Genomic DNA, 14,802 nt, shown 5'->3' with positions numbered 1-14,802 from the left:
GTTACATTCCGAACCCGGAAGCTAAGCCTCACAGCGCCGATGGTACTGCAGGGGGGACCCTGTGGGAGAGTAGGACGCCGCCGAACTCCTTTTGAAAGAGCTGGTCCCTGAACTTTGGTTCAGGGACCAGCTCTTTTTTATTTTGCGTCACTTGTTGTTCACGTTGCGCGATCAGCATCCGTGACATGGGCACAGAAGCTTTGCTGCGGGCCGCAGGAGTAGGGAGCGGTGACGAGGTCATCGTTCCCGCGTACGGGAGCGGCACGGTCGCCGAGGCCGTGGTCTCCGTGGGGGCCATGCCGGTGTTCGCGGACATCGACGCGACGACCTACTGCCTGGACGTCGACGCGGTGGACACCGTCCGCACCGAACGCACCGCGGCCGTCGTCGCCGTACGCCGATTCGGGAACCAGGCCGACATGCCCCGGATGCACGAGCTCGGGCAGAAGCACGGGCTGCTGGTCCTCGAAGAAGGCGAGCCCGACGCCACGTACGAGGACGTCGCGCGGCGGCGCGCGCACGCCGCGTACCTCACCGGGCGTCTCAACGGAGTGATCACGCCCGTCTGCGGTGAGAGCCACAGCTACCAGCAGTACGTCGTGCGCGTGCCCGGGAACGGGCGGCCGGACCGGGACGCCTTCGCACACGTGCTCCGGGCCAAGGGAGTCGACTGCCGGGTGCCGGTGAAGACACCCCTGCACCGCACCCCGCAGTTCTGGCGCGACGTGGAACTGCCGGAGACGGAACGTGCCGCCGAGGAGACGCTGGCGCTGCCCGTGGACGCCTGGCTGTCGCGGCGGGACCTCCAGCGGATCGTATCGGCGTGCAACGCGCTCGGAGGGCTGCTGCAGCCGGCGTTTTAACGGCGTCACCGGGGTGGTTCGAGACCGCCGGATGTTCGGGTAAGATTTATTCCGTTGCCGCGCGGGAAACCGCGAAAGGCGCAACTGGCCCCTATAGCTCAGTCGGTAGAGCGTCTCCATGGTAAGGAGAAGGTCAGCGGTTCGATTCCGCTTGGGGGCTCCATACGAAGCTCCATTAAGAAAAGGCCACCGCCTCGCAGGCGGTGGCCTTCTTTCGTTTCGGGGCCGGGACTCCGTCCTCCCCTTGAGGGAGTTCGGGCCCGGCCCTCGGGGGAGTTCAGCCCTGGAGCTCGGGGACGCGCATCGCCAGGATCGCCATGTCGTCGGACGGAGCGTCCGTCGCGAAGCGCTCCACCGCGCGCATGATCCGCGCCGCGACCGCGCCCGCCGTGAGGCCCGTACACGTCGTCAGGACGTCCGCGAGACCGTCATCGCCCAGCATGCGCGTGCCCTCGCGGCGCTCGGTGACGCCGTCCGTGACGCACAGCAGGACGTCGCCCGGGTCCAGGGTCACCGTCTGCTCGTACAGCTCGAGGTCCTCCATGACGCCGAGCAGGGGCTGCGGCTCCGCGTACGGCTCGACCGTGCCGTCCTGGCGCAGGCGCAGCGGCAGCGGGTGGCCGGCGCAGACGATCTTCAGGACCGCCGAGCCGTCCTCCTGCGGCCACAGCTCGCCGTACAGGAGCGTGAGGAAGCGGCTGCGGGCGCCCTCGTCGAGGATCGCCGCGTTCAGGCGCTTCAGGACGGCGGGGCCGCCGAAGCCCTCGCGGGCGAGCAGGCGCAGGGCGTGCCGGGCCAGGCCCGTGACGGCGGCCGCCTCAGGGCCCGTGCCGCAGACGTCGCCGATCGCGAAGCCGTACGCGCCGTCGCGGATCGGGAACAGGTCGTAGAAGTCGCCGCCGACCTCGTTGCCCTCGCCCGCCGCGCGGTAGATGACGTCGACCTCCACGCCCGGGACCTGCGGCAGGCCGGGCGGGAGCAGGCTGCGCTGGAGGGACTGGCTGATGGCCGTGCGCTCCGAGTACAGGCGGGCGTTGTCCAGGGCGAGGGCGGCCCGGCGGGACAGGTCCTCGGCGAGCTCCAGGATCTCCTGGCGGAAGTTCTCATCGGAGGGCTTGCCGAGCGTGAGCATGCCGATGACGCGGTTGCGGGCGACCAGCGGCAGCACGACCGTCTCGCCGCCCACCGCAGCCGCCGTGGACAGGGACGTGCCGATGCCCGAGACGGCCGACATGGGCTCGCCGAGACCGAGGTTGCGCATGGAGGTGCGCAGGGCCGCCTGGTGGGCGGCCTCCGCCGGGGCGCTCCAGACGCGGGCGCCGGGCGTGGGGACCGGGTCCGGCGGGGGCACCCTCGACAGGAGCGCCTTCAGGCCGTCGATGCGGTCCTCGTCCTCGTGCAGGACGTACGACAGATAGGGCTCCGAGGCCTGGTCGGCGATGGTGTAGACGGCGCACCACGTGGCGAGCGTGGGGACCGTCATCTGCGCCATGAGGGCGAGGGTCTGGTCCCGGTCGAGGGTGCCCGCGAGCAGGTCGGAGGCCTCGACGAGGAAGGACAGGGAGCCGCGCCGCAGCCGCTCCAGCTCACCGAGGCGGGCCGACTCCACGTTCAGGGCGATGCGGTCGGCGGCGAACTGGAGGCGCAGGGCCTCCTCGTTTGAGTACTGGTCAGGTGCCTCGGCGGCGACGCCGAGCGAGCCCGTGAGGCGGCCCTCGACCTTCAGCGGGACCGTGACCACCGAGCGCATGCCCGTGCCGTCGAGCAGGGGCACCGCGCCGGGCACGACCGTGAGGTCCTCGTGGACGGCGGGCATCCGCGCCGAGCCGTACCGGCCGGGGCTCGCCTCCACGCGGACGCGGGCGAAGCGCTGACGGGTCGACGGCAGGCCCGTGGAGGCGCGGACCTCGAGCTCCGTCTCGTCGTCCGTGGCGAGCAGCAGGAAGGCCGCGTCCCCGTCGAGCATGTCGCGGGCGCGCTCCACCGTGCGCTGGAGCAGTCCGTCCAGGTCGTCGGGGGGCGGGGAGCCGATGAAGACCTCGAAGGGGTCGGTGACGTGCGTCTCGCTGGCCGTGCCGGGCTCGGGGGCGGGGCCGCGCAGCGGGGTCTGGAGGACGGCGCGCTCGTCGTCGCGCACGAGGAGACAGACTGTGGAGGGCTCGCCGTCCGTATCGCGTACGCGCAGGTGCGAGGCGTACACGGGGGTGACGCGGCCGCTCGCGTCGCGGATGCCGTAACTGCCCTCCCAGCGGGAGAGCTGGAGGGCGTCGACGATGCCGGTGCTGGTGCCCGGCGTGTGCGGCCAGGCGGCGAAGTCGGTGAGGGGCTTGCCGGTGACCTGCTCGGCGACGTACCCGAAGAGTTCCTCCGCGTCCTCGTTCCAGGCGGAGATGGCGCCCGCGCGGTCGATCTGGACGACGGCGACGCGGACCCGGCCGTCGGTGAGGGGGAGCAGGTCAGCGGGCAGTGAGGGGCCCGCGGCGCGGGTGCCGACGGGGCGGTCGGGCAGGGCGAGTTGGAACCAGACCTGCTTGTGGGTCGAGGTGTAGTCCACGCCCCAGCGGCTGGCGAGCGCGGCGCAGAGCTGGAGGCCGCGGCCGCCCTCGCGGTCGGGGCTGCCCATGGTCGCGGGGGAGTTCTGCAGCGGGATCTCGCGCTCGGGATAGCGGTCGGAGACCTCGATGCGGACGGCGTCGTCGGTGCGCAGGCACTGGACGTCGGCGGCTGTGCCCGCGTGCACGACGGCGTTCGTGACCAGCTCGCTGGTCAGGACGACCGCGTCGTCGACGATGTCCGAGAAGCCCCACCCCTGGAGTGTGTCCCGGACGAACGAGCGGGCCGTCGCCACGGAACGCCCGACGGGTTCGAAAGTCGCAGCCGCGCGCGCGGTGATCACAGAGCTCCTCGTCCGTTGTCCCCCGGGAATCTGCAGTCCCATGGTGCGGCCGCCCCTCCGATGCCCGCTGTTATGTGTGCCACCGCCCTGGCCGGGCAGGACCGGGGTGGTTGGACAGCCGGATGCCAGGTTACTTACCTTCGCCGTCCATGCTGATGCCGGTCGCCAGTGTTTCCGCCCGGAGGGTGTGCGGACGGTGTGCGAAGCTGCCGAACTGTTATGGCCTGGTTCGGCCATGGTGAAACACTGGGCAGGCTTGAGACGAGCCCGAGCAGTACGGTCGACCCTTGCGGGAGGGACACAGTGGAGTCTGGCGCTGCGACGCGGGCCGCTAAGACGCGCGCGAAAGACGGACGGTCCCTGAACGGCCAGCGCAAGCCGCGCAGCGGTACGGCGGTGACGGTGGACGCGGCGGCTTTGAACAAGCTGCTGACCGCCCTCGTGGCGATGCGGGACGGGAATTTCCGCAAGCGTCTTACGGTCACCGGTGACGACGTGATGTCGGAGGTCGCCGCCGTTTTCAACGAGGTGGCCGACCGCAATATGCACCTCACCGGAGAGCTGTCGCGGGTGCGGCGCACGGTGGGCCGTGAGGGGAAGCTCACAGAGCGGCTCCAGGCGGGGGCGATGGAGGGCTCCTGGGCGTCCGCGATCGACGCCGCGAACGACCTCGTCGAAGACCTCGTACGACCGGTCTCCGAGGTCGGCCGGGTGCTCACGGCGGTCGCCGAGGGCGATCTGGAACAGCGCATGGAGCTGCGCGCGCAGGTGGAGGACGGCAACGGCCATCCGCTGCGCGGCGAGTTCCTGAAGGTCGGCCGTACGGTCAACAACCTGGTGGACCAGCTGTCGACGTTCACCGACGAGATCACGCGCGTGGCCAGCGAGGTGGGCACGGAGGGCAAGCTGGGCGGGCAGGCCCGGGTGCGCGGGGTCTCCGGTTCGTGGAAGGACCTCACGGACTCCGTCAACACGATGGCGTACCGGCTGACCGCGCAGGTCCGGGACATCGCGCTGGTGACGACGGCGGTCGCGAAGGGCGACCTGTCCCGGAAGGTCACGGTTCACGTCGCCGGCGAGATGCTGGAGCTGAAGAACACCGTCAACACGATGGTGGACCAGCTGTCCTCGTTCTCCTCCGAGGTCACCCGCGTCGCGCGCGAGGTCGGCACGGAGGGCGAGCTGGGCGGTCAGGCACAGGTTCCGGGTGTCGCGGGCGTGTGGAAGGACCTCACTGATTCGGTCAACTTGATGGCCGGGAACCTGACGGCACAGGTGCGCGGCATCGCCCAGGTCACGACGGCCGTCGCCAACGGCGACCTGTCGCAGAAGGTACGGGTGAGCGCGCGCGGCGAGGTGGCCCAGCTCGCCGGGACCATCAACCAGATGACGGAGACGCTGCGGACCTTCGCGGACGAGGTGACGCGCGTCGCCAACGAGGTCGGCGCCGAGGGCCAACTCGGCGGCCAGGCCAACGTGCCGGGCGCCGCGGGCACGTGGAAGGACCTGACGGACTCGGTCAACACGGTCTTCCGCAATCTGACGACGCAGGTGCGGGACATCGCGCAGGTGACGACGGCGGTGGCGAACGGCGACCTGTCGCAGAAGGTCACCGTGGACGTCGCGGGCGAGATGCTCGAGCTGAAGAACACCGTGAACACGATGGTGGACCAGCTGTCGTCGTTCGGCGCCGAGGTGACGCGGGTGGCGCGGGAGGTCGGCGTCGAGGGCGAGCTGGGCGGTCAGGCGCAGGTGCCGGGCGCGGCGGGCACCTGGAAGGACCTCACCGACTCGGTGAACACCGCCTTCCGCAACCTCACCGGCCAGGTGCGCAACATCGCGCAGGTGACGACGGCGGTGGCGAACGGCGACCTCTCCCAGAAGGTCACCGTCGACGTCTCCGGCGAGATGCTCCAGCTGAAGAACACCGTGAACACGATGGTGGACCAGCTGTCGTCCTTCGCCGACCAGGTCACGCGGATGGCGCGGGACGTGGGCACGGAGGGCCGCCTCGGCGGCCAGGCGCGCGTGGACGGCGTGAGCGGTACGTGGAAGGAGCTCACGGACTCCGTCAACTTCATGGCGGGGAACCTGACCTCGCAGGTGCGCCAGATCGCCCAGGTGACCACGGCGGTCGCGCGCGGTGACCTCTCGCAGAAGATCGACGTGGACGCCCGCGGCGAGATCCTGGAGCTGAAGAACACCATCAACACCATGGTCGACCAGCTCTCCGCGTTCGCCGACCAGGTCACGCGGGTGGCCCGGGACGTGGGCACCGAGGGCCGCCTCGGCGGCCAGGCGCAGGTGCCGGGCGTCGCGGGCGTGTGGCGCGACCTCACGGACTCCGTGAACGGCATGGCGGGCAACCTCACCACGCAGGTCCGCAACATCGCGCAGGTCGCCACGGCGGTGGCCCGTGGTGACCTCTCGCAGAAGATCGACGTGGACGCCCGGGGCGAGATCCTGGAGCTGAAGAACACCCTCAACACGATGGTGGACCAGCTGTCCGCGTTCGCCGAGCAGGTCACCCGCGTGGCCCGTGAGGTGGGTACGGACGGCATCCTGGGCGGTCAGGCCGAGGTGCAGGGCGTGTCGGGTACGTGGAAGGACCTGACGCAGTCCGTGAACGGCATGGCGAACAACCTGACGCTCCAGGTGCGCAACATCGCCGAGGTCACCACGGCGGTCGCCCGCGGCGACCTGTCCAAGAAGATCACCGTCGACGCCAAGGGCGAGATCCTCGAGCTCGTCACGACCGTGAACACGATGGTCGACCAGCTGTCGTCGTTCGCCGAGCAGGTCACGCGGGTCGCCCGCGAGGTCGGCACGGAGGGCAAGCTGGGCGGTCAGTCCCGCGTCCCGGGCGTCACGGGCATCTGGAAGGACCTCAGCGACAACGTCAACCTCATGGCCAACAACCTGACCATGCAGGTGCGGAACATCTCCCAGGTCGCCGCCGCCGTCGCCAACGGCGATCTGACCAAGACGGTGACGATCGAGGCGCGCGGCGAGGTCGCGCAGCTCGCCGACACCTTCAACACCATGGTCAAGACGCTGAGTTCGTTCGCCGACCAGGTCACCAAGGTGGCCCGCGAGGTGGGTACGGACGGCATCCTCGGCGGCCAGGCCCGCGTCCCCGGAGTCTCGGGCACGTGGAAGGACCTCACCGAGTCCGTGAACGGCATGGCGTCCAACCTGACCGGACAGGTCCGCAACATCGCGATGGTCACCACGGCCATCGCCAAGGGCGACCTCACCAAGAAGATCGACATCGACGCGCGCGGTGAGATCCTGGAGCTCAAGACGACCATCAACACCATGGTCGACCAGCTCTCGTCCTTCGCCGAGGAGGTCACCCGCGTCGCCCGCGAGGTGGGCACGGAGGGCCAGCTGGGCGGTCAGGCCCGGGTCCGGGACATCGACGGCACCTGGCGCGATCTGACCGAGTCCGTGAACGAGATGGCCGGGAACCTGACCCGGCAGGTGCGCGCGATCGCCGCCGTCGCCACCGCGGTGACCCGCGGCGACCTCAACCTGAAGATCGACGTGGACGCGGCGGGCGAGATCCAGGTCCTCCAGGACAACATCAACACGATGATCGCGAACCTCCGCGACACCACCCTCGCCAACAAGGAACAGGACTGGCTCAAGGGCAACCTGGCCCGGATCTCCGGCCTGATGCAGGGCCGCCGCGACCTGGAGGACGTCGCCTCGCTGATCATGAGCGAGCTGACCCCGGTCGTCTCGGCGCAGCACGGCGCGTTCTTCCTCGCCGTGGCCACGGACGACGCGCGCGACCTGGGGGGCAGCGACGACGCGTACGAACTGCGCATGCTGGGCAGTTACGGCTACTCGATGGGCTCGATGCCGACGTCGTTCCGGCCCGGCGAGACGCTCATCGGCACGGCCGCCAAGGAGCGGCGCACCATCCTCGTGGACAACGCGCCCTCCGGCTATCTGCGGATCGCCTCCGGGCTCGGCGAGGCGCCGCCCGCGCAGGTCATCGTGTTGCCGGTGCTCTTCGAGGACAAGGTGCTCGGGGTGATCGAGCTGGCCTCGTTCCAGCCGTTCACGCAGATCCAGAAGGACTTCCTGAGCCAGATCGCCGAGATGATCGCGACGAGCGTCAACACGATCAGCGTCAACACCAAGACGGAGATGCTGCTCAAGCAGTCGCAGGAGCTCACCGAGCAACTGCGCGACCGCTCGGAGGAATTGGAGAACCGGCAGAAGGCGCTCCAGGACTCCAACGCCGAACTGGAGGACAAGGCGGCGCAGCTCGCCCAGCAGAACCGCGACATCGAGGTGAAGAACACCGAGATCGAGGAGGCCCGGCAGGTCCTCGAGGAGCGCGCCGAGCAGCTCGCGGTGTCGATGCGCTACAAGTCCGAGTTCCTGGCGAACATGTCGCACGAGCTGCGCACCCCGCTCAACTCCCTGCTGATCCTCGCCAAGCTGCTCGCCGACAACGCCGACGCGAACCTCACCCCCAAGCAGGTGGAGTTCGCCGAAACGATCCACGGGGCGGGTTCGGACCTGCTCCAGCTCATCAACGACATCCTCGACCTGTCGAAGGTCGAGGCGGGCAAGATGGACGTCAGCCCGACGCGCATCGCCCTGGTCCAGCTCGTGGACTACGTAGAGGCCACGTTCCGTCCACTGACCGCCGAGAAGGGGCTCGACTTCTCCGTACGCGTATCGCCGGAACTGCCCGCGACGCTGCACACCGACGAACAGCGCCTGTTGCAGGTGCTGCGCAACCTGCTGGCCAACGCGGTGAAGTTCACCGACAGCGGTGCGGTGGAGCTCGTCATCCGGCTGGCCAGCAACGACGTGCCGAACGCGATCCGCGAGCAGCTCCTGGAGGCGGGTTCGCTGCGCGACCCGGACGCCGACCTGATCGCGTTCTCCGTAGCCGACACCGGCATCGGCATCGCGGCCAGCAAGATGCGGGTGATCTTCGAGGCGTTCAAGCAGGCGGACGGCACGACCAGCCGCAAGTACGGCGGCACGGGCCTCGGCCTTTCGATCAGCCGGGAGATCGCGCGGCTGCTCGGCGGCGAGATCCACGCGGCCAGCGAACCGGGCCGCGGCTCCACCTTCACGCTGTATTTGCCGCTGCACGTGAGCGAACTTCCGCCGCAGGGCTACGCCCAGCTCCCGCCGCCCGCCGTCGCCGCGCTGCCCGCCCTGGAGACCCTTGCCGAGGGCGCGGGGGAGGGGGCCGCCGCGGCCGGGACGACCGTGGCCGCGGAGAAGCCCGGGCACGGTCCCGCCGCGCTGTTCCGGCGCCGCCGCCGGGCCGCGCCCGCGCCCGAGACGGCGGGCACGCCCCTGGGGCAGCCGGAGGCGGGCGCCGTGGCCCCGGCGCCCGAGCCGTGGCCGGAGGGCACCGCGCAGGAGATCGCGCCCCCGCGCGCGCGGTTCCGGTTCGACAGCGAGAAGGTGCTCATCGTCGACGACGACATCCGCAACGTGTTCGCGCTCACCAGCGTCCTGGAGCAGCACGGCCTGTCGGTGCTGTACGCGGAGAACGGCCGCGAGGGCATCGAGGTCCTGGAGCAGCACGACGACGTGACGGTCGTTCTGATGGACATCATGATGCCGGAGATGGACGGGTACGCGACGACCACGGCGATCCGCCGGATGCCGCAGTTCGCCGGACTGCCGATCATCGCGCTCACCGCCAAGGCGATGAAGGGCGACCGGGAGAAGGCCATCGACTCCGGAGCCTCGGACTACGTGACGAAGCCGGTCGATCCCGATCATCTGTTGTCGGTGATGGAGCAGTGGATGCGGGCGGAGTGACACAGGGTCGCTGATGCCGTCTGGAGCGGTGCGGGGCCGCCGCACCGCTACACGGAGTTGCTGACAGAGTGTGGCCGACGCCGTGTAGAACCGCGGTATTCGGGGAACCTTCTGGTCCGCCACTACGTTTCTGCTACGTGCACAGTGACATCGCGGTGACAGGGTGTGGCGACGGGCGGGGTGCGGCTACCATGACCGGCACAAGGAAGGACGGCGCAAGGGAGTCGTCCCCTGGGGCGGCGCCCGGTGTACCGCCGGGGCGAGGAGGGCGGGCCATGGTGCAGAAGGCCAAGATCCTCCTGGTCGATGACCGGCCGGAGAATCTGCTGGCGCTGGAGGCCATCCTCTCTGCGCTCGATCAGACGCTGGTGCGGGCATCGTCCGGGGAGGAAGCGCTCAAAGCGCTGCTGACGGACGACTTCGCGGTCATTCTGCTGGACGTCCAGATGCCGGGGATGGACGGCTTCGAGACCGCCGCGCACATCAAGCGGCGCGAGCGGACGCGGGACATCCCGATCATCTTCCTCACGGCCATCAACCACGGCCCGCACCACACCTTCCGGGGATACGCGGCCGGTGCCGTGGACTACATCTCCAAACCCTTCGACCCCTGGGTGCTGCGCGCCAAGGTCTCGGTGTTCGTCGAGCTGTACATGAAGAACTGCCAACTGCGCGAGCAGGCGGCCCTGCTGCGCCTCCAACTGGAGGGCGGCGGCAAGGCGGCGGCCCAGGACACCAAGGAGCCCGCGGGCCTTCTCGCCGAGCTGTCCGCGCGCCTGGCCGCCGTCGAGGAGCAGGCCGAGGCGCTGTCCAAACAGCTCGACGACGACTCCGCCGACGCGGCGGCCGTCGCCACAGCAGCCCATCTCGAACGCAAACTCACCGGTTTGCGCAGGGCTCTTGACGCGCTGGAGCCGGGCACGGGCAGCGGCGCGCCCTCGGTGCCTTCGCAGAACTGACGGCGGCCCGCGCGCGGGGGCACTGGCCGGGTCTTTCGCCTCGGGGCCCGGCGGTGTCGCGAGCCGTGGCGGTGCCACAGACGCCGGAAGCGCCGCGCAGGCGGTGGAGGCGATGATTCCGTACGATGCGTCGATGGCTCCCGGCGTCCGGCCGTGAGCCTTCGTCAGCCCCCTGTGGAGCCTCGTCAGTTCGCCGCCCGCCCACGGGCGACACAGACGGGTGAAGCAGTAGGCACACGTGTCCACCGTCGCCTCCCCCGGTAACCTCACACCCATGGCCTCACGTCAGTCCGCAGCCAAGAAGACGCCCGCGAAGAAGGCGGCCGCGCCGACCAAGGCTCCGGCGAAGAAGGCCGCACCGAAGAAAGCGCCCGCCAAGAAGGCCCCGGCGAAGAAGGCGCCCGCCAAGAAGGCCGCGGCGCCCAAGAAGCCCGCCCCGAAGCCGGCGCCCAGCCCCACCAACGGCCTCTACCGCGTGGTGCGCGCCATCTGGCTCGGCATCGCGCACGCCGTCGGCGCGATGTTCCGCGGCGTCGGCCGTGGCGCCAAGGGCCTCGACCCGGCGCACCGCAAGGACGGCCTCGCCCTGCTCCTCCTCGGCCTCGCCCTGATCGTGGCCGCGGGCACCTGGTCGAATCTGCGCGGCCCCGTCGGCGACCTCGTCGAGATACTGGTCACCGGCGCCTTCGGACGGCTCGACCTGCTCGTGCCGCTGCTGCTCGCGGGCATGGCCATGCGCCTCATCCGGCACCCCGAGAAGATCGACGCCAACGGCCGCATCGTCATCGGCCTGTCCGCGCTGGTCCTCGGCGTGCTCGGCCAGGTCCACATCGCGTGCGGGTCGCCCCCGCGCACGGACGGCATGCAGGCCATAAGGGACGCGGGCGGGCTCGTCGGCTGGGGCGCGTCCACGCCCCTGACCAAGGCCATGGGCGAGGTCCTCGCCGTACCGATGCTGGTCCTGCTGACGGTCTTCGGGCTGCTCGTCGTCACGGCGACCCCCGTCAACGCCATCCCGCGCCGCCTGCGCGCGCTCGGCGTGCGCCTCGGCGTGATCGAGGCCCCGCTCGCGGACGAGGAACTCGCCGAGCACGCCGGATACACCGAGTACGCGGACGACGACGAGCGGTACGAGGAGCAGTGGCGCGAGGCCCTGCCCGCCCGCTCCCGGGGCCGCAGGGCGCCCGCCGGGGGCGCGGGGGCGCCCTCCCCGGAGCGGGCGGAGGAGGAGGCGCTGTCCAAGCGCCGCAGGCCCCGCCGCGCGTCCGTGCAGCCCGACCCCGATCGCCCCCTGGACGCGGTCGACGTGGCCGCGGCGGCGGCCGCCGCGCTCGACGGCGCCGTCCTGCACGGCATGCCGCCCTCGCCGCTGGTCGCCGACCTCACCCAGGGCGTCTCCGCCGACCCCGAGCAGCACGAGCAGTCCACGCCCGTGCCGCCCGCGCGCGGGACGGGCAAGGCGGGCAAGGCGGGGCAGCCCGCGAGCGCCCCCGCGCCCGAGGAGCCCGCGCGCGCCGGCGTCCCCGACCTGACGAAGGCCGCGCCGGAGGTGCCGCGCGACCTGCCGCCCCGGGCCGAGCAGCTCCAGCTGTCCGGGGACATCACGTACTCGCTGCCGTCGCTCGACCTGCTGGAGCGCGGCGGCCCCGGCAAGGCCCGCAGCGCCGCGAACGACGCGGTCGTCGAGTCGCTCACGAACGTCTTCACGGAGTTCAAGGTCGACGCCGACGTCACCGGCTTCACGCGCGGCCCGACGGTCACGCGCTACGAGGTCGAGCTGGGCCCGGCCGTCAAGGTCGAGAAGATCACGGCCCTCGCCAAGAACATCGCGTACGCCGTCGCGTCCCCGGACGTGCGGATCATCTCGCCGATCCCCGGCAAGTCCGCGGTCGGCATCGAGATCCCGAACACCGACCGGGAGATGGTCAAGGTCGGCGACGTGCTGCGGCTCGCGGACGCCGCGGAGGACGACCACCCCATGCTGGTCGCGCTCGGCAAGGACGTCGAGGGCGGCTACGTGATGGCCAACATGGCCAAGATGCCGCACATCCTGGTCGCCGGAGCCACCGGCTCCGGAAAGTCCTCCTGCATCAACTGCCTGATCACTTCGATCATGATAAGAGCGACGCCCGAGGACGTCCGCATGGTCCTCGTCGACCCCAAGCGGGTGGAGCTCACCGCGTACGAGGGCATTCCGCACCTGATCACGCCGATCATCACCAACCCCAAGCGCGCCGCCGAGGCACTCCAGTGGGTCGTGCGGGAGATGGACCTGCGCTACGACGACCTCGCGGCGTACGGCTTCCGGCACATCGACGACTTCAACGAGGCCGTGAAGGCGGGCAAGGTCAGCGCCCCCCTGGGCAGCGAGCGCGAGCTGAGGCCGTACCCGTACCTGCTGGTCATCGTCGACGAGCTCGCCGACCTGATGATGGTCGCGCCGCGTGACGTCGAGGACTCGATCGTGCGCATCACGCAGCTGGCGCGCGCGGCGGGCATCCACCTGGTGCTCGCCACGCAGCGTCCTTCCGTGGACGTGGTCACCGGTCTGATCAAGGCGAACGTCCCCTCCCGCCTCGCCTTCGCGACGTCCTCGCTCGCCGACAGCCGCGTCATCCTCGACCAGCCCGGCGCCGAGAAGCTGATCGGCAAGGGCGACGGCCTGTTCCTGCCGATGGGCGCGAACAAGCCGATCCGCATGCAGGGCGCCTTCGTGACCGAGGACGAGGTCGCGGCGGTCGTCCAGCACTGCAAGGACCAGATGGCGCCCGTCTTCCGCGACGACGTCACCGTCGGCACCAAGCAGAAGAAGGAGATCGACGAGGACATCGGCGACGACCTCGACCTGCTGTGCCAGGCCGCCGAGCTGGTCGTCTCCACCCAGTTCGGATCCACCTCGATGCTCCAGCGCAAGCTCCGCGTCGGCTTCGCCAAGGCCGGGCGGCTGATGGACCTCATGGAGTCGCGCAACATCGTCGGCCCGAGCGAGGGCTCCAAGGCACGTGACGTTCTCGTGAAACCCGATGAGCTGGACGGAGTGCTCGCCGTCCTTCGGGGGGAGGCTCTCTAAGAGCCTCGGTGACCCCGGTGCGGGGGGTCTGACCTCGGGCGACTGCCGGGTGCGCCGCGAGCGGGCCCCGGTCGGCCCGCCAGGGGGCCGCGCTCACCCGTACGGGAACGCGGGCAACCGTTTCCCATCGGCGTACGTCAAGTTGAGGGAAGAGCAGCACCATGTCCCACCATCAGGATGTCCGGCCATTCTGATGGCGTACAAAGTCCGTCCGCCCGGTTGCCCCACCCTTTCTCAGCCCCCCTAGACTGAATGTCCGGCAGGTGGCTACACGCTCGAAAGGCGCACCCGTGTCCATCGGCAACTCCCCTGAAGACGACCGCCCTTCAGACGACCGCCACGCAGACGACCGCCCCGCGGCGGACGCCCCCGCTCAGGAGCGTCCCGCGGCGGAACGTCCCCCGATCGGCCGCGTCCTGCGACAGGCGCGCATCGACGCGGGGCTGACGGTCGACGAAGTCAGCTCGTCCACCCGGGTGCGCATTCCGATCGTGCACGCGATCGAGCAGGACGACTTCTCCCGCTGCGGCGGCGACGTGTACGCCCGCGGGCACATCCGTACGATCGCCCGCGCCGTCCACATCGACCCGGCCCCCCTCCTCGCCCAGTACGACGAGGGGCACGGCGGGCGGCCCCCGGCCCCCACCCCGGCCGCACCCCTGTTCGAGGCCGAGCGGATCCGCTCCGAACCGCGGCGGCCGAACTGGACCGCGGCCATGGTCGCCGCGATCGTCGCCGTGATCGGCTTCGTGGCGTACACGGCCTTCAGCGGCGACGGCGGCGACGGCTCCCAGCAGGTGGCCGAGGGCACCACGCCCACCACCAGCAAGCCCGCCCCCAAGCCCAGCCCCTCCAAGCCCGCCGACCCCAAGCCGGACCCGTCGGACAGCGCCATCGCCGGGGTCCCCCGGGACAAGGTCACCGTCAAGGTGGACGCCGCCGACGGCCGCAGCTGGATCTCGGCCAAGGACCACAACGGCCAGCTGCTCTTCGACGGGCTGCTCAAGCAGGGCGACTCCAAGACCTTCCAGGACAAGAAGAAGATCTACCTCGTCCTCGGGGACGCCGGTGCGATCCGTCTCTTCGTGAACGGCAAGCCGGTCGAGAACGAGTTCGAGCCGGGCCAGGTGGAGCGCCTCACGTACACGAAGGGTGACCCTGAGGTCGGCTGACCCGCCCTCTTCCGAGCGCCCGTCGCGAGCACCA

General features: G+C 70.4%; 6 protein-coding genes, 1 tRNA gene and 1 rRNA gene. 7 read left to right on the top strand and 1 reads right to left on the bottom strand.

Features of this window, described 5'->3' with window-relative positions; all coding sequences use genetic code 11:
* The 3 genes from rrf to AC07A4_RS41280 form a co-directional block, all read left to right on the top strand.
* A 5S ribosomal RNA gene (rrf, locus tag AC07A4_RS41290) occupies positions 1-86 on the top strand; the annotation flags it as partial.
* Positions 87-185: 99 nt separating this feature from the next.
* Positions 186-863 carry a DegT/DnrJ/EryC1/StrS family aminotransferase gene (locus AC07A4_RS41285; protein WP_478609744.1) on the top strand — a complete coding sequence of 226 codons (678 nt, stop codon included), beginning with the start codon at positions 186-188 and terminating at the stop codon, positions 861-863.
* Between the two features lie 87 nt (positions 864-950).
* Positions 951-1,026: transfer RNA gene (locus AC07A4_RS41280), tRNA-Thr, on the top strand.
* A 114-nt stretch (positions 1,027-1,140) separates the two neighbouring features.
* Here the strand turns inward: AC07A4_RS41280 and AC07A4_RS41275 are convergent.
* Positions 1,141-3,801: a SpoIIE family protein phosphatase gene (locus tag AC07A4_RS41275; RefSeq protein ID WP_478609742.1), complete on the bottom strand. Its 2,661-nt coding sequence runs from the start codon at positions 3,799-3,801 to the stop codon at positions 1,141-1,143.
* A 261-nt stretch (positions 3,802-4,062) separates the two neighbouring features.
* Between AC07A4_RS41275 and AC07A4_RS41270 the strand changes: the two genes are divergently transcribed.
* The 4 genes from AC07A4_RS41270 to AC07A4_RS41255 all read left to right on the top strand — a co-directional run bounded on the left by AC07A4_RS41270 (position 4,063) and on the right by AC07A4_RS41255 (position 14,768).
* Positions 4,063-9,567: a HAMP domain-containing protein gene (locus AC07A4_RS41270; RefSeq protein ID WP_478609739.1), complete on the top strand. Its 5,505-nt coding sequence runs from the start codon at positions 4,063-4,065 to the stop codon at positions 9,565-9,567.
* 275 nt (positions 9,568-9,842) lie between these two features.
* Positions 9,843-10,526 carry a response regulator gene (locus AC07A4_RS41265; RefSeq protein WP_478609737.1) on the top strand — a complete coding sequence of 228 codons (684 nt, stop codon included), beginning with the start codon at positions 9,843-9,845 and terminating at the stop codon, positions 10,524-10,526.
* A 274-nt stretch (positions 10,527-10,800) separates the two neighbouring features.
* Entirely contained in the window at positions 10,801-13,596 is a 2,796-nt protein-coding gene (locus AC07A4_RS41260; RefSeq protein ID WP_478609735.1) for a DNA translocase FtsK, read from the top strand.
* A 290-nt stretch (positions 13,597-13,886) separates the two neighbouring features.
* Positions 13,887-14,768: a helix-turn-helix domain-containing protein gene (locus AC07A4_RS41255; protein WP_478609732.1), complete on the top strand. Its 882-nt coding sequence runs from the start codon at positions 13,887-13,889 to the stop codon at positions 14,766-14,768.
* Positions 14,769-14,802: the final 34 nt, after the last annotated feature.

This window comes from Streptomyces sp. NPDC043996 (assembly GCF_056435225.1).
This window is presented reverse-complemented; position numbering and strand designations above follow the sequence as displayed.